Raw genomic sequence first — 19,292 nt, 5'->3', positions numbered from 1 at the left:
ATGACGACCCGACCGCTTCTGCTTCACCCCGACCGTCTCTTCCCCGTCGACAGCGATGTCCGCGCGATCACGCGCCGGCTGTACGATCAGGTCGCGACACTCCCGATCATCAGCCCGCACGGCCATACCGACCCGGAATGGTTCGCCAGCGATGCGCCGTTCGAAAATGCGACCGCGCTGCTGTTGCAGCCCGACCATTATGTCTTCCGCATGCTGTACAGCCAGGGAATTTCGCTCGAATCTCTTGGGCTGACACCGGTGTCTGGCGCTGCCGCTCCGGCGGTCGATCCGCGCGAGGCATGGCGCATCCTGGCCAGCAACTACCATCTGTTCCGTGGCACGCCTTCGCGCATGTGGCTCGACTGGGTGTTCGCGGAAGCCTTTGGCATCGACGTGCAGCTCGATGCGGCAACGGCGGACCATTATTACGACCATATCACCGCGCAGCTGGCGACGCCCGCATTCCGCCCGCGCGCGCTGTTCGACCGGTTCGGCATCGAGGTGATCACCACCACCGAATCGCCGCTCGATACGCTGGAACATCATCAGGCGATTGCGGCGAGCGGCTGGCAGGGCAGGGTGCTCACCGCCTATCGCCCCGATCCGGTGATCGATCCCGAGTTCGAGGGCTTTCTCGGCAATCTCGCCCGGTTCGGCGAGCTGACCGGCGAGGACGTGTTCAGCTGGTCCGGCTATCTTGCAGCGCATCGCAAACGCCGTGCGTTTTTTGCGCAGCATGGCGCGACATCGACCGACCATGGCCACCCGACCGCGCAGACGGCGGACCTGTCACGCGATGAAGCCGAAGCGCTGTTCGCGCGCGTGATGCGCGCCGATGTCTCGCCGCAGGACGCCGAACTGTTCCGCGCGCAGATGCTGACCGAGATGGCGACGATGAGCGCCGAGGACGGGCTGGTGATGCAGATTCACCCCGGGGCCTTCCGCAACCACAACCCGGCAGTGTTCGCGCGCTTCGGACGCGACAAGGGCGCGGACATGCCCAGCCGCACCGATTATGTGACCGCGCTGCGCCCGCTTCTGGCGCGGCATGGCAATAATCCGGACCTCACCATCATTCTGTTTACGCTCGACGAATCGGTCTATGCGCGCGAACTGGCACCGCTGGCGGGCCATTATCCCGCGCTGAAGCTGGGTCCGGCCTGGTGGTTCCACGACAGTCCCGAAGGCATGCGCCGCTTCCGCCACGCGATGACCGAGACGGCGGGCTTCTACAACACCGTGGGCTTCAACGACGATACCCGCGCTTTCCTCTCCATCCCGGCGCGGCACGATGTCGCGCGGCGGATCGATTGCGGCTTTCTGGCGCAGCTTGTCGCGGAACACCGGATCGAGGAATGGGAAGCGGCAGAGCTGGCGCAGGAGCTCAGCTACAACCTCGCGAAAAAGGCGTACAAGCTTTGAGGCTGAACCACGAGACGGCTGCGCAGCTCTCCGCCAGTGTCGAGCGCCCGGGATACGACCCGGCAGCGCAGGCGTGCGGCATCGTGCATTTCGGCATTGGCGCGTTCCACCGTGCGCACCAGGCGGTCTATACCGATGATGCGATGGCGGCCGGTGACCGCGATTGGCGGATCATCGGCGTGTCGCTGCGCTCGCCCGATGTTGCGCAGCAATTGAACCCGCAAGATGGTCTGTACACGCTGGTCGAACGGACGTCCGATGCGTTTGCCATGCGGTCGATCGGTGCGGTCGCCAGGGTGATCGTGGCACCCGATGCGCCGGGCGAGGTCATCGCCGCGATCGCCAGCCCTGACACGCATATCGTCAGCTTCACCGTGACCGAAAAGGGCTATGTCCGCCGCGCCGACGGGACGCTCGATACCGACAATCCGGCGATCGCAGCCGACATGGCCGGGCAGGGCGCACCGCGCACGATCTATGGCTTTCTCGCCGCCGGCCTGGCGCAGCGTCAGGCATCAGGCTTGACCGGCATCACGCTGCTCAGCTGCGACAATCTGGCGGATAACGGCCGCCAGTTGAACGGCCTGGTGCAAAGCTACCTTCAGGCGGTCGACCCGGCGTTGGCCGACTGGTTCGCCCGGCATTGCCGCTGCCCCGGCACGATGGTCGACCGCATCGTTCCGGCGATGACGGCTGATGATCGCGCCTGGGTGGCAGAGCAGATCGGCCTGGCGGATGAAGGCGCGATCATCACCGAACGCTTCTGCCAATGGGTGATCGAGAATGACTTTGCCGGGCCCCGTCCGCGCTGGGACGTAGTGGGCGCACAGCTGGTCGGCGATGTCCGCCCCTATGAGGCGGCGAAGCTGCGCATGCTCAACGGCGCGCATTCGGCGCTGGCCTATCTCGGGCTCGATGCGCGCCATGACTTCGTGCACGAGGCGGTCGCCGATCCGGCCATCCGCCCTTTGATCGAGACGATCATGCGCGAGGAAGCGGCGGCCACACTGGACCCTGACAGCGGCATCGATACCGCCGCTTATGCCGATATGCTGCTTGAGCGGTTCGCCAACAGCGCGCTGCAGCACCGCCTGATGCAGATCGCGATGGACGGATCGCAGAAGATCCCGCAGCGCTGGCTGGAGCCGCTGGCAATCAACCAGGCAGCAGGACGGGCGAGTCCTGCCACGCTCACGGCACTCGCCGCCTGGTGCCGCCATGTGCGCGGCGATCTGCGTCCGGTGGATGATCCCGAAGCCGCCAGGCTGGCTGAGCTTTGGAAGGTGCATGGCGCGGCGGGAATCGTCGAGGCGCTGTTCGGCGCGCAGGGCATGTTCGGGGCCACCTGGACTGCCGACAAGGCCAGTCGCGGCCAGATCAGCGAACTGCTTCTCTGAACCGAAAGAAAAAGGCCGCCAACCGTTCCCAGGCTGGCGGCCCTTTCTTGCGTGATGGCTCAGAAACCGAAGCGGGCGCGGACACCGAAGAAGCGGTTGGCGTTGCGCGGAATCTGCTGCAGCAGGATGAACGGATCGACGCGGGTCGATGTGTCGTCGATAATCTGGGTGACATAATCCTGATCGAACAGGTTGTTGACGAACAGGCTGACCTGCCAGTTCTTGTCATCGCCCTGCAAACCGATCGAGGCATTGGCCAGACCGTAGGCGGGCTGGGTCGTGCGCGGATTGTTCAAAATGTCGAAGTTGACGCCGCTCTGCCATGTATAGTTGCCATTGATGACCAATTCGACGTCCGAGAAGATCGGCTTTTCGTAGATCAGGCCGATGTTGAACTTGAAGTCGGGTGAGTTGTTGAGCTGCTTCCCGGCCAGATCCTGCGAAGATAGCCCGGTCGTCGCGTTCCGGACGCATCCCTGCGCCGCCGTCTGGCCGAAATAGCATTGCGCGTTGGCAAATTCGGTAATTTGCGCATCGACATAAGCACCCGAAGCAAAAACGGTCAGCCCATCGGTTGGCCTTATCGAGGTTTCAAGCTCAATACCGCGCGTCCGTAGCTTGCCGACATTGAGCAGTTCGAATTGCGGAGCGATCAGCTCGCTGTTGATGCCCTGCGCCTGGAAATTGTCATAATCGACCCAAAACCCGACCAGCTGGAACTGAGCCATGCCGTCAAGTGCATCGCCCTTGAGGCCGATTTCATAGGCCAAGCTGCTTTCCGACCGGATCGGGTTGTCGGCGCGTCGCTGGTTGAAGCCTGACGAAATGTCATAGGCCTGCCCCTTATAGCCAGTGGCGACCGAGGCAAAGGCCATGATGCCGCTGTCAAAAAAGTGCTGGAGCGAGAGCTTTCCGGTGAAAGCCGTGTCCGAATCCGATCCCCGGAAGATGCCTGGTACCGCCGTTCGGTTATCCTGGAAGAAGACGTCGATCTTTTCGTAGTTGAGGCGTGCGCCCAAGGAGACCAGAGTCTTGGGCGTCAGATCATATCCCAGCTGTGCGAAGGCAGCATAGTTGCGAACCGAAGCGTTTGAATCCCAGTTCTGGCGGAGCGGCGGGTTGTTCGGCGCGATGCGGACAAAGCTCCTGTCCGTATCTCCATCCGCAATATAGACACCTAAAATGTAATCGAAGTCGCCATCGGTAGGTGAGGTCAGCCGAAGCTCCTGGGTGACGGTGCGGGTGTCATACACCGTAGTCTGGAAGCTGTCGCGGATCGGCTGAAGATCCTGATCATTTTCCGCCTCATATTCCCAGGTTTGATAGCTGGTAATGGAGGTCAGGGTTGCAAAGTCCAGATCAAGGCTGAAGCGGCTGGAGAGCAGCAACTGCTTGGAATCGTTCACTGCCTCATCGTTGATCCGGAGGTTGCGATTGTTGGGACCCGGCGTGATCCCGGTAAGGTCCAGCTGGCGGTTGGCAGGTGTGCCATCGGGGCGCGTACGTGTGACCTGACGATAGGTATTGTCTCCGCCATTGTCAAAGAACTCGCTATAGTCAGCGGTCAGCTGAATTTGGGCATTGCCGACTTCATAGTCGAACCGGCCACGCAAGCCCCAGGATTCTTCCTGACCAACCATGTTGCCGGTGAAGGTGTTGCGCAGAAAGCCGTTGAAGTTGTTGTAAAAGCTGGAGATCCGGAAGCCGCCATTCTCGTCCACTGGGCCTGAGATGACACCCTGGACGCGGAATTCCTCGTCATCCGTGAGCGATGCCTCTACAAAACCGGTCAACTCGTTTGCCGGTGCCTGCGAGACAATGCTGATCACGCCGGCCGATGCGCTCTTGCCGAACAGCGTGCCCTGCGGACCACGCAGCACTTCAATCCGGGCGACGTCGGCGAAGTTGCTGAGTGCCTGTCCCGGCAACAGCAGCGGAACATCGTCGATCATGACCAGCACGGCAGGTTCGGCTGCGGTCGAAAAGCTGAACGTCCCGATGCCACGCAGGAAGATGGGGTTCTGGTTGCGGTTGCCGCTGGTCGTGATGGTCAGCGACGGCGAAATGGCGGTCAGCTCCGTGAACCGGTCGACCTGGGCGGCCTGCAGCACATCCTGGCCCACGGCCGAAATGGCCGCCGGAACGTCCAGGATGTTCTGATCGCGTTTCTGCGCACTGACGATGATGACATTGTCTTCGACGCCTGCCTCGGCTTCGGCGTCAGCATCCTGCGCATATGCGTTTGCGGAACAGGCCATGGCTGCGGACGCTAGGGCAATGGCGGTGCGGGATGCGTAGGTGGCCCAAGGCCTGGATGCGGACATCAGAAATCCTCCCTTATGCTTATTGGTCATGCCAGTTTGCATATTTGGCTAGGCCATGCAAATCGATACGACTTATCGGGAATGATTACTGCGGTTTATGTTGCACGCAACGTCTTGGTTTTCACGCGGTAGGGCGGTGTGAATTGGGCGGAATGCAGACCAGATCGGGTTGGGGCCTTTGCTATTGGTAAGCCCAATGATGTTGAATGGGTGCTTTGATCCCGTTGAGAAGAGCGATCAGACGATGACGCCGGGCAGGACGCTGGCGGCAATGAAGATGGCCGACGAGATGGCGGCGAGGGCGGAAGCTGCGAAGTTCATGGTTTTGATCCTTGTTCGAAATGGGCTGAGGTCAGGGGGTGGTGATCAGACGATCATGCCGGGGCCGACGCTGGTGGCGATCAGGATGACCGAGCAGACGGTTGCGAGAGCGGTTGCGAGAATGTTCATGATGGTGGTCCTTTCGATTATGGGTTGAATGGTGGGAGGATGATCAGACGATCGTGCCGGGGCCGACGCTGGCAGCCAGGAAGACGCTGGAGGTCAGGATGGCGAGAGCGGCAGCAACGATCTGGCTCTGGACGTTCGAGAAGAGGGTCATGGCATTGTCCTTTCGAGTGTTTGTCTTGGGTCCGGACCGTTTGTCCGGAGATGCCAGATACACTGCACAGGCCGTGCCAGTTTGCGATTATCGATGTTTTACAGAGGGATAGCTGATTTCACCCCTACGTCGCAGATGAACGAATGCTGACAATTGGGAAAATTTCCCATTCATCAGGATCGGGTTTTTGTTGCGCCATGAGAAATGTGCGCGCCGGGTCGATTGCGGGCGCCCTGGGGCATGGTGCAGCCGCAGCGGCACCCTATATGCGCCTCATGGCAAGGCGCGATCAGGGTGGCAATGTGGCGAACGAGACGCTGGAAGTGTGGTTTGACGGCGGGTGCCCGCTGTGCACGCGCGAGATCGCGCTGATGCGCAGGCTCGACCGTGGCCGCGCGATCCGGTTCATCGATGTGGCGGGCCCCGACAGCCAGTGCCCGATCGACCGCAGGGCTTTGCTCGAACGCTTCCATGCACGCGAGAATGGCGTCATGCTTTCGGGCGCGGCGGCCTTTGCCGCGATGTGGCGCGCGATCCCCGTGCTGCGGCCGCTCGGCCTGCTGGCGCGGAATCGCGTGGTCCTCAAGCTGCTGGAGGCGCTCTACCTCCAATTCCTGAAGGTGCGCCCGCAATTGCAGCACCTGTTTCGCGCGCGCGAGGCATAAGCGTGGCGTTCGAACCGAGCCGCGCCGCCGGTCTGGAGCGCCTGGCAGGGTTCGTGCCCAGGGCCGGGCGCACCTATGCCGAGGGGCGCAATACCGATTTCGGGCCGGGCAGGCCGAGTGCGGTGTCGCAGCTTTCGCCCTGGCTGCGCTATCGGCTCGTCAGCGAGGAGGAGGTGTGCGCGGCGGTGCTGGAGCGGCACTCGCTCGCGGCGGCAGAGAAATATGTCCAGGAGGTGCTGTGGCGCACCTATTGGAAGGGCTGGCTGGAGATGCGGCCTGGAGTCTGGAACAGGTTTCTGGACGAGCGCGACCAACAGCGCGAGGCCTGTCGCGACGATGCGGCGCTGGCGGCGGCGGAACAGGGCCGCACCGGGATCGAGGGCTTTGACGACTGGGCGCGCGAACTGGTCGAGACCGGCTGGCTCCACAATCATGCGCGCATGTGGTTTGCTTCCATCTGGATCTTCACGCTCAAGCTGCCCTGGGCGCTGGGCGCGGATTTCTTCCTGCGGCACCTGATCGATGCCGATCCGGCGAGCAACACCTTGTCGTGGCGCTGGGTCGCGGGGCTGCAGACTGCGGGCAAGACCTATCTGGCGACGGCCGACAATATCGCGCGCTACACCGACGGGCGTTTTGCCCCCAAGGGCCTGGCCGAGATCGCCGAACCGCTGACCGAGCCGCCGCTGCCGTCGCCCGCGCCTCTGCCGCCAGCCGGGGACGGCGCGTGGAGCGGGCGTGCTTTGCTGCTTGTGACCAGCGAGGACTTGTCTCCGGATGCCGCGATTTGGCGTTCAGGGGAAACAGGCGCGGCACTGGTGGTGGCGGATGCGGAGCTGCTCTGGGGCGACAAGGCGCGCACCTTCGTGACCATAGCGGCGGACGATGCCGCAAGCCGACTAAGGGCAGAGCATGGCCTAGAAGTGGAGCAGGGCGGGCGGCTCGATGCCGACGCGCTTATAGCGGCGGCGCGTGCAGCGTCGGTCCGGACGATCGTGACGCCCTATGCGCCAGTCGGTCCGGTCGGCTCGCGCCTGGCGGAGATCGCCCCGGTGCTGGCCGCCGAAGGGATCAACCTTGTCCAGCAGCGCCGACACTGGGACGACAGCTTCTGGCCGCACGCGCGCAAGGGCTTCTTTCCGTTCAAGCAGCATATGGGGCGGCTGCTCGAGGAACTGGGGCTGACGCGGACCTGACCCGGTCAGGCCCGCCCAGCACCCTCAATGATAGCGGCGCAGCAGGCCTGCCAGCTTGCCCTGCACCTGCACTTCATGCGGCGCATAATATTGCGGTGCGTAGGAGGCGTTGGCGGGATCGAGCCGGATGCGGCCATTTTCGCGGCGCAGATATTTCAGCGTCGCTTCCTCGCCGCGCACCAGCGCCACCACGATTTCGCCATCGCGCGCAGATTCCGTGCGCTTGATCAGTGCGAAATCGCCATCGAGAATGCCTGCCTCGATCATCGAGTCCCCCGACACTTCCAGCGCATAATGCTCGCCAGAGCCGAGCAGCGCTGCCGGAACGGGCAGGATTTCGGTGCCTTCGAACGCTTCGATCGGTGCGCCCGCCGCAATGCGGCCGTGCAGAGGGATTTCGAGAACATTGTTGTTGGCCGGTTCGGGCAAGGCCGCCTTGCGCACCGTGTCCATGCTGACGACATTGCTCTTTGCAGCGCTCGCTCGCGCGGCCGATGCCGCAGCCAGTTCCTTCTCGCGCGGCTTCACGCTCGCCTCGGGCAGCTTCAGAATCTCGAGTGCGCGGGCACGATTGGGCAGGCGGCGGATAAAGCCGCGTTCTTCGAGCGCGCTAACCAGCCGATGGACGCCGGACTTGGACTTGAGGTCGAGCGCCTCCTTCATCTCCTCGAACGAGGGAGAGATGCCGTTCTCCTCCAGGCGTTCCTGGATGAAGCGGATCAGGTCATGTTGCTTGCGGGTCAGCATCGCCGATGGTCCTTATCTGCGCCGAAACCGGCGTTCGAACGAATAAGGAACAATTACGAAACAAAGGCGGTCAGGTCAAGACCTTGTGTCAAGCGGCTCATTCAAGCGCGATATAATCGATCGGCTCGCCAATATTCGCTGCGGGTGCATGCGCGGCCCGGACCACGAGTGCATCGGCCTGATGCAGCGCGGACAGCGCGCCGCTATCCTGGTTGGAAAGCCGCACCAGCGCGCCATTGCGCCATACGGCTCGCACGAAGTCCTGCCGCGGGCCATTGGCGGGAAAGGCTTCGCCTGCCATGGCGTGCGAGGTCCGGGGGACAAGCGCTTGATAGCCCAGCATCTTGCGCACCAGTGGCAGCAGCAGCAGCGTTGCCGTGACATAGGCGGAGACCGGGTTGCCGGGCAGCCCGAGCACGATGGCATCGCCCAATCGCCCCACCATCACCGGCTTGCCCGGTCGCATCGCGATCCGCCAGAAATCGACAGTTCCACCACTGTCGGCCAGCGCCGGCTGGATGAGATCATGATCGCCGACCGATGCGCCGCCGGTGGTGACGATGATATCGGCCCCGCTGTGCTGATCGAGCGCGGCGGCGATGGTGGCGCGATCATCGGGCAGCAGCGGCGGCACAGTACAGTCGACCGGCAGCGCGGACAGCATCGCAGCCAGCATCACGCCATTGCTCGCCGGGATATGCGCGGGCGATGGCAGCGACAGCCCGGGCATCACCAGCTCGTCGCCAGTGCTGATGATGGTGAGGCGCGGGCGCCGATGCACGCTGAGCGCGCCATGGCCCGCCATGGCGGCCAGCGCGATCAGCCGCGCATCGATGGTGGTGCCCGTTGCGGCAAGCGCTGCACCGGCGGCGAAATCATGGCCGGCACGGCGGATATGCGCGGCCCGGACAGCAGGACCGTCGCCGGTGAGCGTCAATTGCTCGCCTTCACGCGCCACATCCTCCTGCACCACGACGCAATCCGCGCCGTCCGGCACCATGGCGCCGGTGGAGATGCGTGCCGCCTCGCCGGTGCCGATGACGCCTGCAAAGGGCCGTCCCGCGGCGCTTTCACCGATCACGCGCCAGGGGCCGGGAAGGTCGGCGCTGCGCACGGCATAGCCGTCCATCGCCGACAGATCCGCCGCCGGCTGGTTGCGCCGGGCAATCAGCGTTTCGGCCAGGGTCAGCCCGGTGGTGAGGTGCAGCGGCAGATTTTCGGCAGGGCAGGGCCGGGCAAGTGCGAGCAGCCGGTCGCGGGCGTCGTCGAGCGCGATCAGCCCGCCCGCCATCAGTCGGCGGTCCAGTCGCCCGATTTGCCGCCGCTCTTGGCAAGCAGCCTGACCGGGCCGATGACCATGCCTTTGTCCATCGCCTTGGCCATGTCGTAGATGGTCAGCAGAGCAACGCTGGCGGCGGTCAGCGCTTCCATTTCGACCCCGGTCTTGCCCGAGGTGCGCACCCGCGTTTCCACCCGCACGCCGGTATCCAGATAATCGAAATCGACCGAGACGCTGCTGATCGGCAGCGGGTGGCAGAGCGGAATGAGGCTGCTGGTCTGCTTGGCCGCCATGATGCCCGCGATGCGCGCGGTGCCCAGCACGTCGCCTTTCTTGATATCGCCAGCGCGGATCGCGGCGATCACTTGAGGTGCCATGGTGATCACCCCCTCGGCCACCGCTTCGCGCACCGTATCCGGCTTGGCCGAGACATCGACCATATGCGCCGCGCCGCTGGCGTCGAGATGGGTGAGGTCGCTCATCAGGCGTCCGCTCCGGTGAGCAGCGCGCGCGTGGCAATGGTGACGTCGCTCTGCCGCATCAGCGATTCCCCGACCAGGAAGCAGCGCACGCCGTGGCCGCTCAACCGCTGGCAATCGGCATGGCTGTTGATGCCGCTTTCCGATACCGCGACATAGCCTTCGGGGATCATGCCGACCAGCCGCTCGGTGGTGGCGATGTCGGTGACGAAGCTGCGCAGGTCGCGGTTGTTGATGCCGATCAGCGGTGAACGCAGCTTCAGCGCGCGCTCCATCTCCGCCTCGTCATGCACTTCGATCAGCACGTCCATGCCCAGATCGAGCGCCGCGCTTTCGATATCCATCATGGTCGCATCGTCGAGTGCTGCGACGATGATCAGGATGGCATCCGCGCCCAGGGCCCGGCTTTCGGCGACTTGCCAGACATCGACCATGAAGTCCTTGCGCAGGCAGGGCAGGTCGCAGGCCGCGCGCGCGGCGACGAGGAAATCGTCATGACCCTGAAAATAGGGGACATCGGTGAGCACCGAAAGACAGGCCGCGCCACCCGCCTGATAGGCAGCGGCATGCGCTGCGGGATCAAAATCGGCGCGGATCAGGCCCTTGGACGGGCTGGCGCGCTTGATCTCGGCGATCAGGCCGAAGCCGCTCTGCGCCTTGTCGGCGAGCGCGCGGGCAAATCCGCGCGGTGCAGACGCCGCTGCCGCGCGCTTTTCCAGCTCGACAAATGTGGCCAGGGCCTTGCGCCGCTCGACCTCGATCGCCTTGACCTGACAGATTTCTTCCAGCTTGTTCATGCGGCGGCCTTCGTGAATTCGATCCAGCAGTTGAGCAGTGCGTTGGCCAGGCCCTTGTCGATGGCTTCGGCGGCTTCCTCTGCGCCGTCGGTCAGGCTCTCCACCTCACCGGCGATCAGCAGCGCGGCAGCCGCGTTGAGCAGCACCGCATCGCGATAGGGGCCCGTCTCGCCCTGCAACAGGCGGCGCAGCGCGGCCGCGTTATGCGCCGCATCGCCGCCCCGGATCGCTTCGATCGGATGCGTGGGCAGGCCCGCATCGCTCGCCAGCCAGCGTTTCATGATGACGCCGTCCGCCCCGATATCTGCCACCTCGTTGCCGCCGGCGAGCGACAGCTCGTCCAGCCCCTCGTCGCCCGAGACGATCAGCGAATGGTCGGTGCCCAGCATGTCCAGCGCCTCGGCATAGACATGCACATAGCCTGGCCGCGCGATGCCGATCAGCTGGCGCTTCACCCGTGCCGGATTGGCGAGTGGGCCCATCAGGTTGAAGATGGTGCGCTTGCCGATCTTCTGGCGGATCGGCTGGATGCGGCGCATCGCCGGGTGATGGTTGACCGCGAACAGGAAGCAGATGCCGATCTCGGCGAGCGACTGTTCCGCCGAGGCGCCTGCGGCGGCCATGTCCATGCCCAGCGCCTCGAGCGTATCGGCCGCGCCAGCCTTGGACGAAGCGGCGCGGTTGCCATGCTTGGCCACCGGCACATCGCAGGCCGCGACCACCAACGATACGGCGGTCGATACGTTGAGCGTATGGTGACCGTCGCCGCCGGTGCCGCAGACATCGATGGCATGGGCAGGGGCGCTGATCGGGATCATCCGGTCGCGCAGGGCTTGCGCGGCAGCGGCGATCTCGATTGCGGTCTCGCCCCGGTCTGACAGCGCGATCAGGAATTCGGCAATCGCCTCGTCGCTGACTGTGCCATCCAGGATCGCGGCAAAGGCATCGGCAGCGGCATCGCGGCTGAGTGGGTGCGCGGTATCGGGCAGGCGGGTCATGCCAGCAGCCCTTCGCGCATCGGCTTCACCTCAAGCCCTGCCAATTCCATGAAATTGGCGAGCATCCGGTGGCCATGCTCGGTCGCAATGCTTTCCGGGTGGAACTGCACGCCGTGGATCGGCAGGGTCGCGTGGCGGAAGCCCATGATATGCGCGGTTTCACCCTCGGCCGCCGCGACGCGCGCGTTGACGATCATCTCCGGCGGCAGGCTCGCTTCGGGCACCACCAGCGAATGATAGCGCGTGGCGACGAAAGGCGAGGGCAGGCCGGCGAACAGACCGCTATCGTCATGCACCACGGGGGAGGTCTTGCCGTGCATCAGCCCGCCGCGAATGACCTCTCCGCCGAAATGCTGGCCGATCGACTGGTGCCCCAGGCACACGCCGAGCAGCGGCTTGTTGGCATCGGCGCAGGCCGCGACCAGATCGAGCGAGATACCGGCTTCATTGGGCGTGCAGGGGCCTGGCGAAATCAGGAACGCCTGTGCGTTGGTGGCCAGCGCCTCGCGCGCGGTGAGCGCATCGTTGCGCTCCACCCGCACATCCGCCCCCAGTTCCATCAGGTAATGGACGAGGTTGTAGGTGAAGCTGTCGTAATTATCGATGACGAGGATCATTGGCCATATCCCGGTTCGCTGGCGAGGCGCACAGCCTCGCGCGCTGCGGCGAACAGGGCGCCGGCCTTGGCTTCGCATTCGCGCTGTTCATATTCGGGCACGCTGTCGGCGACGATGCCTGCGCCCGCCTGAACGTGCATCGTGCTATCGCGGACGATCGCGGTGCGCAGGACGATGCAACTGTCGACCGATCCGTCCGGCGCGAAATAGCCGACGCCGCCGGCATAGGCCCCGCGTGTCTCGGGCTCGAGCGAAGCGATGATCTCGCACGCGCGCACCTTGGGTGCGCCGCTCACCGTCCCTGCTGGAAAGCCCGCGAACAACGCATCGATGGCGTCATGGCCAGGATCGAGCGCGCCGACCACGTTGCTGACGATGTGCATCACATGGCTGTACTGTTCGACCGTGAAGCTGTCGGTGACGCGCACCGTGCCCGCCGCCGCGACGCGGCCGACATCGTTGCGCCCAAGGTCGAGCAGCATCTGATGCTCGGCCAGTTCCTTGGGATCGGCGAGCAGGCTCGTCCGGTTCTCGATGTCCTCTGCCGGGGTCTTGCCGCGCGGGCGTGTTCCGGCGATCGGGCGAATGGTCACCTCGCCATCGCGCACCCGCACCAGGATTTCCGGGCTCGATCCGATCAGCGCCAGGCCGGGCAGGTCGAGGAAATAGAGGAAGGGCGAAGGATTTACCCGGCGCAAGGCACGGTAAAGCTCGATCGGCGGCAGGGTGAACGGCGCGGTGAAGCGCTGGGCGAGGACGACCTGAAAGATGTCGCCCGCCTCGATATAGTCCTTGGCCTTGAGCACCATCTCGCCATAGCGGCCCTGCGGCAGCACCGATTGCGGCTTGAGCGTTTCAGGATCAAGCGAGGGATCGCGCGATGCAGCGGGCAAAGGCGCATGCAGCGCGCGCTCGGCCGCGTCCAGTCGCTCTTCGGCAGCGGCGATGGCCCTTTCCCTATTGTCTCCGTCCGCATCGCTGCTGCCTGCCCAGATCGGCGCGATCAGGAACAGCTCGTCCTTCAGCCGGTCGAAGATCAGCAGCACCGTCGGGCGCACGAACAGCATGTCGGGCAGCGCCAGTTCGGATTGCGGCGCGCGCGGCAGCTTTTCGACCAGGCCGATCGTCTCGTAACCGAAATAGCCGACCAGAAAAGCCAGCGCGCGGGGCAGCTCGGGCGGAACCTCCATCCGGCAGCGCTCGGCAAGCGCGCGCAGCGCATCGAGCGAGCCTTGTTCGCAGGGCGCAAATGCGCTGCGATCGCTGGTCCAGTGCGCGTTGATTTCAGCGGCACCGCCCGATGCACGGAACACGAGATCGGGGCTGAGCCCGACAAAGCTGTGCCGCGCGCGGGTCTCGCCACCCTCGACCGATTCGAGCAGGAAATCGCCGCGCTCGGGCTCGATCAGCTTGAGCGCAGCCGAGACCGGCGTTTCGGTATCGGCAATGCGCCGCCGCCAGATCAGCGAGGACTGACCCGCCGCCAGCGCGCGCGCCGCCTCAGCCCGGTTCTGGCTCTGGCCGCCGGACATCAATTTTCCCGGTTACGGCCGGTGAGCTGGTCCTTCACGCGCTTCAGGGCTTCCGGATTGCGCTTCACCTTGGTCTCGGCCTTCATCGCGGCAAGCAGCTGCTGGCCATATTCATCGGCCATCACCTGGCCCAGCTGCTGCCGTGTGGCGGCCATCAGCTCGGGCACCTTGCTGGCATCGCCGCGGTTGATCTTGCTGAGATGCACGATGAACCAGCCCGAGCGGTTCGGGCCTTCGAGCACCTTGGTGGTGCCTTCGGCCATGCTGAACAGCAAGGCGACCGGCGGCGGCACGCGGCCCTGCTGCTGCATGATCGTCTGGCGGTTGGTCGCGATCTGCTCGATCCCGGGCAGCGGCACGCCGGCACCGCTGACCGCCTTGGCCAGGGCAGCGGGCGTGCGCGAGGTCTTGGCGATGCCATCGGCAAGCTTGCGGGCAGAGGCCAGGCCCTGCGCCAGAGCCCAATCGGTCGCGACGCGCTGGCGGACGCTGGCGAGCGGCGGCGGGGCAGCGCGCTTGATCTCCTGCACCTCGAACACGGCAAATTCCTTGCCCTGCTGAACCTCGACGAGCTGCGGACCTGAATCCTCCTCAAGCCCGAAGGCGACCGGCAGCATGGCCTGATAGGCGCCGATAGGCGCGAAATCGGGCTTGCCGGGTGCCTGGCCATTGGCGAGCAGCTCGGGGCTGACCTGCAGCTCCAGCTTTTCGTCCTTGGCGATATCGGCCAGCGATGCGCCATCGGCGATGCGGTCTTCCAGATCGGCGGTGAAATCGGACACGGTCTGGCGCAGCTTCTCCTGCGCGATCTCGTTCTCCAGCACCGCGCGGACCTGCGCCAGGCTGCGTCCGGCAATCGCGGAGACGCTGTCGACGCGGACCACATGCCAGCCGAGCGGCGAGCGTGCCGGTGTCGCAACCTTGCCTGCGCCGGTGGCGAACACGGCATTGGCCACGGCAGGCGAGGCGACCTTGGTGATATCTTCCTTCGACTGCAGACCCAGATCGACGGGCTCCAGCCCGGCGTCCTTTGCAGCGGCGGCCATGCTGGCGCCGCCGTTGATCTTGGCGGCGATCGCCTTGGCAGCCGCTTCAGTCGGCACGATCAGCTGTTCGACATCGCGCTTTTCGGTCGCGGCAAACTCTGCCGAGCGCTTCTTGTACAGCGCGGCAATCTCCGCATCGCTGACCTTGACCTGATCGCGGAAGCGATCGGTGATGAAAGTCGCAAAGCGCAGCACGCGGCGTTCGGGAATGCGATAGCGCGCGGCATTGCGGGTGTAGAAGGTCTGCAGCTGCGCATCAGTGGGCGCGGTCTTGGGCGCAAAGGCGGCCGAGGGCACGAATGCGATCTGCCCCTCGCGGCCTTCGAGGATCAGGCCCGCATAAGGCAGCGCCATCTGCTGCGAGAGCTTGGCACCAAAGGTCGCAGGCACCAGCAGCTGGTCGTTGAGCAGGCCGCGACGGATATCCTCGCGCACCCGCGCTTCGGTGAGGCCCTGCTGGGCGAGCGCATTGCGGAACAGCGTTTCGTCAAACCGGCCATCGGCCCCCTTGAACGCCTGGATCCCGGCGATCTCGCTATCGACCAGCCGCTTGCTCGCGCCCAGGCCGATGCTGTCGGCAAAGCTGGCGGCGGCATAGCTGCCGATCATCTGCTCGAATATGCCGTCAATCCCGCCCTGCGCATCGAAGGCTGCCATGTCGAGCTGGGGGTTCTGCTGACGGAACTGGTCGAAGGCATTGGACACGGTGGACGAAAACTCGCCGGTGCCGATTTCTTCGCCGTCGATCTGGGCGACGCTTTCGCTGCCGACTCCGCCAAAGGTCGCACCGCCGGTGACATCCGATGCGGCAAAGGCAACCGCGATCAGCGCCAGAAAGACAAGGCTGATGGCAACGCCGATCCTGGACTGGAAGAAGGAACGCAAAAAGGTGATCATCGGTAAGTCCGCATTGGAGGTCGGGCCGCAAGAGAGGCACTGCACTCGTGAAAACGCGGGCAGGCTTTAGGGGGCTTTGCCGCCCGCTTCAACCCTGACAAAGCGCGACGCGGCCATGGCTGGTCAAGCGCATCGCGATTTGCTAGCCGCCGCCCCCACAAGGTCGACAAGACCGATACGTGACAAGGGGAAGACAGCATCGTGGCCAAGCTACCATCCTATATCGTCGGAAACTGGAAGATGAACGGCAGCGCCGCCGATGTCGCCGTGCTCCAGGCCATTGCCCAGGCCGCCGAAGCGCACCCGCATGTTGATACCGGCATCTGCCCGCCCGCCACGCTGATCGCCGGTTTTGCTGCACACGCGGGCCAGGTGCAGATCGGCGCGCAGGATTGCCACGCCAAGGCCTCGGGCGCGCATACCGGCAACCTGTCTGCCGCAATGCTGCAGGAGGCTGGCGCGGCCTATGCGATTGTCGGCCATTCCGAACGCCGCGCCGATCAGGGCGAGACCGATGCCGATGTCGCCGCCAAGGCCGAAGCCTTGCACACCGCCGGCATGGGCGCGATCCTATGCGTCGGCGAGACACTGGAGGAACGCGATTCCGGCCATGCTATTGCCATCGTCACCGCGCAGCTGGCCGCCTCACTGCCTGCATCGGCGAGCGGCGACTGGCTTTCGGTCGCTTACGAGCCGGTCTGGGCGATCGGCACCGGGCGGGTGCCCGTTTCGGACGATATCGCCGCGATGCATGCCGCGCTGCGGGCGACGCTGGTCGAAAAGCTGGGAGAAGCGGGCAAGGGCGTGCGCATTCTTTATGGCGGATCGGTCAACCCTGGCAATGCCACCGAAATCCTGGCGATTCCCGATGTCGGCGGTGCGCTGGTCGGCGGGGCGAGCCTGAAGGCCGAAACCTTCGTGCCGATCATCGCCGCAGCGCCGCGCTGACGGCCCGAAACGACACAGCCCATCTCGGGTCGCCGCGCCGGTTGCGCTCTTGGGGCGCAATCGCTATGTGCGCGGCAACTTGATATTCATTTGCTGGGTCTGACCGTTCATGTCGTCGATTTTCCTGTTCATCACCATCGTCCAGACGCTGATTGCGGCGGTCATGGTGGGTGTCATCCTGATGCAGCGTTCCGAAGGGGGCGGTTTGGGCGTGGGCGGCAATCCCAACGGCCTGATGTCCGCGCGCGGCGCGGGCGATCTGCTCACCCGCTCCACAGCAGTTCTGGCGACGCTGTTCGTGCTGCTCAGCATCGTGCTGGCGGTGATGGCGGCCAATATGCACTCAATGGGCGATATCGACACCTCGCTGCAGCGCGGCGCAGCAGCCCCGATCTCGGGTCCGGCCCAGACACCGGTCGCTCCGGCCAATGGCGATCCGCTTTCGGCAGCTGGCGCGCAGCCCGCTGGCGCACAGCCTGCCGCACCGGCCCCGGCCGCTCCGGCGACCGGCAGCGCCCCTGCAACGGGTGATGCCCCCGCCAATTGAGGCCATGCTCGGGTAAAATCCCGGGCTGTTCACAGTTTTTTGTTTTCCATGCGGATTCGCGCGCTTGTCAGTCTTGCGCGCGAACCGCTAACGGGTTTCTCCCATGGCGCGTTATATTTTCATCACCGGCGGCGTGGTTTCGTCTCTTGGCAAGGGCCTGATGGCCGCCAGCCTCGGGGCTCTCCTGCAGGCACGCGGCTATCGCGTGCGCATCCGCAAGTTCGACCCCTATCTCAACGTCGATCCGGGCACGATGTCGCCCTATCAGCACGGTGAGGTCTATGTGACCGACGACGGGGCGGAAACCGACCTCGACCTTGGCCATTACGAGCGCTTCACCGGCGTTTCGGCGCGCCAGTCCGACAACGTGACCTCGGGCCGGATCTACCAGACGATCATCCAGCGCGAACGGCGCGGCGATTATCTGGGCGCGACGGTGCAGGTGATCCCGCACGTGACCGATGCGATCAAGGAATTCGCTCAGGCCGAAACCGATGATCTCGACTTCGTGCTGTGCGAAATCGGCGGCACGGTCGGCGATATCGAGAGCCTGCCGTTCATCGAGGCGATCCGCCAGCTGCGCAACGAGATCGGCCGCGAAAACACGCTGTTCGTTCATGTGACGCTGGTGCCCTATATCGCGGCGGCGGGTGAGCTGAAGACCAAGCCCACCCAGCACAGCGTGCGCGAACTGACCTCGCTCGGCATCCAGCCCGATATCCTGCTGTGCCGCTGCGAACATCCGCTGCCCGAATCCGAGCGCGCCAAGATCGCGCAGTTCTGCAACGTCCGCAAGGAAGCGGTCATCCCCGCGCTGGACGCCAAGAGCATCTATGCGGTGCCGATGCAGTATCACCGCGAGGGGCTGGACAGCGAAGTGCTGCGCGCTTTCGGTATCACCGACGCACGCGATCCCGATCTGGCGCGCTGGGTCGATATCATGGAGCGCCACGAGCATCCCGAGGGCGAAGTGACGATCGGCGTGGTTGGCAAATATGTCGGCCTGCAGGACGCGTACAAGTCGCTGCACGAGGCGCTGGTCCATGGCGGGCTGGCCAACCGGGTCAAGGTGCATGTCAAATGGCTCGATGCAGAGCTGTTCGAGACGCTGCCCGATGACGAACTGGCAGCGGTGCTGGAGCCGATGCACGGCATCCTGGTGCCCGGCGGCTTTGGCGAGCGCGGCAGCGAGGGCAAGATTTCCTCGGTCCGCTTCGCGCGCGAACGCAATGTGCCGTTCTTCGGCATCTGCCTGGGCATGCAGATGGCCTGTATCGAGGCGGCGCGAAACACATCGGGCATTGCCGCAGCGTCGACCACCGAGTTCGGTGAGACTGACGAGCCGATCGTCGGTCTGATCACCGAATGGATGAGCGAATCCGGCCTGCAGAAGCGCAGTGCCGAGGGCGATCTGGGCGGCACGATGCGGCTGGGTGCGTTCCCGGCCAAGCTTTCGGGCAACAGCCGGGTACGCGGCATTTACGGCAGCGACCAGATCAGCGAACGCCACCGCCACCGCTATGAGGTGAACACCGCCTATCACGATAGGCTGGAGCAGGGCGGACTGGTCTTTTCCGGCATGTCGCCCGATGGCGTTCTGCCCGAAATCGTCGAGCGGCCCGATCACAGCTGGTTCGTCGGGGTGCAGTATCACCCCGAGCTCAAGAGCAAGCCGTTCGATCCGCACCCGCTGTTCGCCAGCTTCATCGAAGCCGCCGTGGCGCAGAGCCGCCTCGTCTGACAATTTCACCCCTGGTTAACGGCTTGGACCGCTGCAGTTGACGGGCGTTAACTGCGGCG

General features: G+C 64.6%; 17 protein-coding genes. 8 read left to right on the top strand and 9 right to left on the bottom strand.

The window, feature by feature from the left end; translation table 11 throughout:
• Entirely contained in the window at positions 1 to 1,422 is a 1,422-nt protein-coding gene (uxaC, locus tag OU999_06750) for a glucuronate isomerase (GenBank protein ID WAC24878.1), read from the top strand.
• Positions 1,419 to 2,819, top strand: a complete 1,401-nt coding sequence (locus OU999_06745) for a mannitol dehydrogenase family protein (protein ID WAC24877.1) — start codon at positions 1,419 to 1,421, stop codon at positions 2,817 to 2,819. Before uxaC ends, OU999_06745 begins: the two co-directional genes overlap by 4 nt.
• 59 nt (positions 2,820 to 2,878) lie before the next feature.
• On the opposite strand, the gene OU999_06740 is transcribed toward OU999_06745, so the two are convergent.
• Entirely contained in the window at positions 2,879 to 5,077 is a 2,199-nt protein-coding gene (locus OU999_06740) for a TonB-dependent receptor (GenBank protein WAC24876.1), read from the bottom strand.
• A 262-nt stretch (positions 5,078 to 5,339) separates the two neighbouring features.
• On the opposite strand from OU999_06740, the gene OU999_06735 reads away from it, so the two are divergent.
• The 3 genes from OU999_06735 (at position 5,340) to OU999_06725 (ending at position 7,605) form a co-directional block, all read left to right on the top strand.
• Positions 5,340 to 5,621, top strand: a complete 282-nt coding sequence (locus OU999_06735; GenBank protein WAC24875.1) for a hypothetical protein — start codon at positions 5,340 to 5,342, stop codon at positions 5,619 to 5,621.
• Between the two features lie 389 nt (positions 5,622 to 6,010).
• Entirely contained in the window at positions 6,011 to 6,409 is a 399-nt protein-coding gene (locus OU999_06730; protein ID WAC24874.1) for a DUF393 domain-containing protein, read from the top strand.
• A gap of 2 nt (positions 6,410 to 6,411) precedes the next feature.
• Entirely contained in the window at positions 6,412 to 7,605 is a 1,194-nt protein-coding gene (locus tag OU999_06725; GenBank protein WAC24873.1) for a DNA photolyase FAD-binding protein, read from the top strand.
• Between the two features lie 24 nt (positions 7,606 to 7,629).
• Here the strand turns inward: OU999_06725 and lexA are convergent, their stop codons facing one another.
• The 8 genes from lexA to OU999_06685 form a co-directional block, all read right to left on the bottom strand.
• A complete protein-coding gene (lexA, locus tag OU999_06720; protein ID WAC24872.1) occupies positions 7,630 to 8,352 on the bottom strand; it encodes a transcriptional repressor LexA in 723 nt (240 codons plus the stop codon).
• Between the two features lie 97 nt (positions 8,353 to 8,449).
• Positions 8,450 to 9,643: a molybdopterin molybdotransferase MoeA gene (locus OU999_06715; protein WAC24871.1), complete on the bottom strand. Its 1,194-nt coding sequence runs from the start codon at positions 9,641 to 9,643 to the stop codon at positions 8,450 to 8,452.
• Positions 9,643 to 10,113 (bottom strand): cyclic pyranopterin monophosphate synthase MoaC, encoded by a 471-nt coding sequence (gene moaC, locus OU999_06710; GenBank protein ID WAC24870.1) that lies wholly within the window; start codon positions 10,111 to 10,113, stop codon positions 9,643 to 9,645. Before moaC ends, OU999_06715 begins: the two co-directional genes overlap by 1 nt.
• Positions 10,113 to 10,907 carry an indole-3-glycerol phosphate synthase TrpC gene (gene trpC, locus OU999_06705; GenBank protein ID WAC24869.1) on the bottom strand — a complete coding sequence of 265 codons (795 nt, stop codon included), beginning with the start codon at positions 10,905 to 10,907 and terminating at the stop codon, positions 10,113 to 10,115. Before trpC ends, moaC begins: the two co-directional genes overlap by 1 nt.
• Entirely contained in the window at positions 10,904 to 11,905 is a 1,002-nt protein-coding gene (trpD, locus tag OU999_06700) for an anthranilate phosphoribosyltransferase (protein ID WAC24868.1), read from the bottom strand. The genes trpC and trpD overlap by 4 nt, the downstream gene beginning before the upstream one ends.
• On the bottom strand, positions 11,902 to 12,522 hold the full coding sequence (locus OU999_06695) for an aminodeoxychorismate/anthranilate synthase component II (protein WAC24867.1): 621 nt from the start codon (positions 12,520 to 12,522) through the stop codon (positions 11,902 to 11,904). The genes trpD and OU999_06695 overlap by 4 nt, the downstream gene beginning before the upstream one ends.
• Positions 12,519 to 14,054 (bottom strand): anthranilate synthase component I, encoded by a 1,536-nt coding sequence (gene trpE / locus OU999_06690; protein WAC24866.1) that lies wholly within the window; start codon positions 14,052 to 14,054, stop codon positions 12,519 to 12,521. The genes OU999_06695 and trpE overlap by 4 nt, the downstream gene beginning before the upstream one ends.
• Positions 14,054 to 15,997: a SurA N-terminal domain-containing protein gene (locus tag OU999_06685; GenBank protein WAC24865.1), complete on the bottom strand. Its 1,944-nt coding sequence runs from the start codon at positions 15,995 to 15,997 to the stop codon at positions 14,054 to 14,056. The genes trpE and OU999_06685 overlap by 1 nt, the downstream gene beginning before the upstream one ends.
• Before the next feature lie 201 nt (positions 15,998 to 16,198).
• Between OU999_06685 and tpiA the strand changes: the two genes are divergently transcribed.
• From tpiA to OU999_06670, 3 genes are all read left to right on the top strand, one after another.
• Positions 16,199 to 16,945, top strand: a complete 747-nt coding sequence (gene tpiA, locus OU999_06680) for a triose-phosphate isomerase (protein WAC24864.1) — start codon at positions 16,199 to 16,201, stop codon at positions 16,943 to 16,945.
• A 118-nt stretch (positions 16,946 to 17,063) separates the two neighbouring features.
• Positions 17,064 to 17,492 carry a preprotein translocase subunit SecG gene (secG, locus tag OU999_06675; protein ID WAC25370.1) on the top strand — a complete coding sequence of 143 codons (429 nt, stop codon included), beginning with the start codon at positions 17,064 to 17,066 and terminating at the stop codon, positions 17,490 to 17,492.
• 103 nt (positions 17,493 to 17,595) lie between these two features.
• Complete coding sequence (locus OU999_06670; protein ID WAC24863.1) at positions 17,596 to 19,233, top strand: CTP synthase; 1,638 nt, start codon at positions 17,596 to 17,598, stop codon at positions 19,231 to 19,233.
• The last annotated feature ends 59 nt before the right edge of the window (positions 19,234 to 19,292 follow it).

The sequence above is a fragment of the Blastomonas sp. SL216 genome (genome assembly GCA_026625625.1).
In the GTDB taxonomy this organism is placed as follows: Bacteria; Pseudomonadota; Alphaproteobacteria; order Sphingomonadales; family Sphingomonadaceae; genus Blastomonas.
The sequence above is the reverse complement of the archived record's forward strand: the minus strand, read 5'-3'. Positions and strand labels throughout refer to the sequence as shown.

Coding starts and splice junctions, on each gene's coding strand:
- OU999_06740 (WAC24876.1), bottom strand. CDS start 5,077: ATGGCCTGTTCCGCAAACGCATATGCGCAGGATGCTGACGCCGAAGCC.
- OU999_06715 (WAC24871.1), bottom strand. CDS start 9,643: ATGGCGGGCGGGCTGATCGCGCTCGACGACGCCCGCGACCGGCTGCTC.
- OU999_06685 (WAC24865.1), bottom strand. CDS start 15,997: ATGATCACCTTTTTGCGTTCCTTCTTCCAGTCCAGGATCGGCGTTGCC.
- moaC (WAC24870.1), bottom strand. CDS start 10,113: ATGAGCGACCTCACCCATCTCGACGCCAGCGGCGCGGCGCATATGGTC.
- OU999_06695 (WAC24867.1), bottom strand. CDS start 12,522: ATGATCCTCGTCATCGATAATTACGACAGCTTCACCTACAACCTCGTC.
- OU999_06735 (WAC24875.1), top strand. CDS start 5,340: ATGATGTTGAATGGGTGCTTTGATCCCGTTGAGAAGAGCGATCAGACG.
- uxaC (WAC24878.1), top strand. CDS start 1: ATGACGACCCGACCGCTTCTGCTTCACCCCGACCGTCTCTTCCCCGTC.
- OU999_06670 (WAC24863.1), top strand. CDS start 17,596: ATGGCGCGTTATATTTTCATCACCGGCGGCGTGGTTTCGTCTCTTGGC.
- trpD (WAC24868.1), bottom strand. CDS start 11,905: ATGACCCGCCTGCCCGATACCGCGCACCCACTCAGCCGCGATGCCGCT.
- trpC (WAC24869.1), bottom strand. CDS start 10,907: ATGAACAAGCTGGAAGAAATCTGTCAGGTCAAGGCGATCGAGGTCGAG.
- OU999_06730 (WAC24874.1), top strand. CDS start 6,011: ATGCGCCTCATGGCAAGGCGCGATCAGGGTGGCAATGTGGCGAACGAG.
- trpE (WAC24866.1), bottom strand. CDS start 14,054: ATGTCCGGCGGCCAGAGCCAGAACCGGGCTGAGGCGGCGCGCGCGCTG.
- lexA (WAC24872.1), bottom strand. CDS start 8,352: ATGCTGACCCGCAAGCAACATGACCTGATCCGCTTCATCCAGGAACGC.